This is a genomic window from Pseudodesulfovibrio pelocollis, from assembly GCF_030282845.1.
Taxonomy (GTDB): domain Bacteria; phylum Desulfobacterota; class Desulfovibrionia; order Desulfovibrionales; family Desulfovibrionaceae; genus Pseudodesulfovibrio; species Pseudodesulfovibrio pelocollis.
Window position 1 is genome coordinate 1 of the sequence record NZ_JASTWE010000100.1, and the last position, 1,656, is coordinate 1,656.

At 64.1% G+C, this 1,656-nt stretch carries 2 protein-coding genes; both read right to left on the bottom strand.

What is annotated here, in order from left to right; translation table 11 throughout:
• Positions 1 to 430: 430 nt before the first annotated feature.
• Positions 431 to 979: an ATP-dependent protease subunit HslV gene (gene hslV / locus QQS14_RS16345; protein WP_285908085.1), complete on the bottom strand. Its 549-nt coding sequence runs from the start codon at positions 977 to 979 to the stop codon at positions 431 to 433.
• A gap of 16 nt (positions 980 to 995) precedes the next feature.
• Positions 996 to 1,541, bottom strand: a complete 546-nt coding sequence (locus QQS14_RS16350) for a macro domain-containing protein (RefSeq protein WP_285908086.1) — start codon at positions 1,539 to 1,541, stop codon at positions 996 to 998.
• Positions 1,542 to 1,656: the final 115 nt, after the last annotated feature.

The following is a 1,656-nucleotide window of genomic DNA, read 5'->3' on the forward strand; positions in this document are numbered from 1 at the left end:
CTTCTAGGCCTTAGGAGGCTTGAGGGCTGGGGCGTTCGAAAGATGGAAAAACTGCGGCCGCGATTGGAGAGAAACCCTGCGATCTCCTTATCCCTTCTTTGTATCGCGACCAACCACATCATTCCCGGCTATACTCACGCCAGCCGGGCAATGGGCGGAGCGTCGCAGCGCCAGTTCGTCGGCTCGCGTCTAGGGCGAAACTCGGCGGAAGCGGAGTCTTCGACGCTTCCAACTGTTTCGCCAGCGGGCCGACGTTACTGGCGCGCGGCGCGGGAGACCCGATCACACGTCTTAAAGAGCGGTTTTTGCTTCCTTTTGGGCGCTCCGGTCCAAAAGGAAGTCGGCCCGAAGGGACGAAACTCTTCCCAGCAATGCCCAAGTGGCCGGTAGAGGGTGTAAGAGCGACAAAGAACTGTCGCTTCCGCCTTACTTAATCCGTTGGTTTCTCCTGGGTTTCCAGAACGATCTTGTCGTTGGTGAAGACGCAGATTTCGGACGCGATCTCCATGGATTTTCGGGCTATCTCGGCGGCTGTGAGGGTCGTGTTCTGCCGCAGGGCGCGGCCAGCGGCCAGGGCGTAGGCTCCGCCGGAGCCGATGGCGGCCAGACCGTCGTCGGGCTCGATGACATCGCCGGTGCCGGAGATGATGAGGATGTGTTCGCCGTCGGCAGCCAGGAGCATGGCTTCGAGGCGGCGCAGGTACTTGTCGGTGCGCCAGTCCTTGGCCAGTTCCACGGCGGCCCGCAGCAGGTTGCCCGAGAAGCTTTCGAGCTTGCCCTCGAAGCGTTCGGACAGGGTGAAGGCATCGGCCGTGGCCCCGGCAAAGCCGATGATGACCTTGTCCTTGTAGATGCGGCGCACCTTGCGCGCGGTGTGCTTCATGGCGATGGACTGGCCCATCGTGACCTGGCCGTCTCCGGCCACGGCCGTGCCGTGCTCGTCCTTGACCGCGATGATGGTGGTGCCTCTGATTTCCATGGGGTCTCCTTGGTGGTTACAGGATGCGGTCGGCGTGCGCGGCCCAGGCGACAAAGGCGGCCTGGTCGCGCAGCACCATGTGGACCTCTGCGGCGAGGCCGGTGAAAAGCCCGTGACTGACCGCGTCCAGGGCCACGGGGACGGCCAGATCAACAGGGTAGCCGTAAGCCCCGCAGGAAATGGCCGGGAAGGCGATGCGCTCAAGGCCGTGCTCCCGGGCCAGGGCAAGGCTGGTGTGATGGCACTGGCGCAACAGTTCCGGCTCGCCATGGTCCCCGCCGCGCCAGACCGGGCCGACGGTGTGGATGATGAAGGGGGCCGGAAGATCAAAGCCCGGGGTGAGCACCGCCTGCCCGGTTTCAAGCCGCCCTCTTTGGGCGATGATGGCCTGGCAGGCCTGTTGGAGCCTCTGGAGCCCGGCGGCGCGATGGATGGCCCCGTCCACGCCACCGCCCCCGGCCAGCCGGGAATTGGCCGCATTGACGATGCAGTCCACCGCAAGGGTGGTGATGTCTCCCTGGCGGATGACGAGTTGGCCCGGGCCGATTTTTATGCGCCGCATGCTGGCCGAGGATAACGATTCGGCCTGTTTTGGCAAGGGGTGGCACGAGGGAAATGGGGAATCGGTGACAGGGGACCGGATTATCGCGGCCCGGACGATAGCAGGTCCAATAAAA

Bases quoted from the DNA above. Each gene is read 5' to 3' on its own strand.
- hslV (WP_285908085.1), bottom strand. From the start codon at position 979: ATGGAAATCAGAGGCACCACCATCATCGCGGTCAAGGACGAGCACGGC.
- QQS14_RS16350 (WP_285908086.1), bottom strand. From the start codon at position 1,541: ATGCGGCGCATAAAAATCGGCCCGGGCCAACTCGTCATCCGCCAGGGA.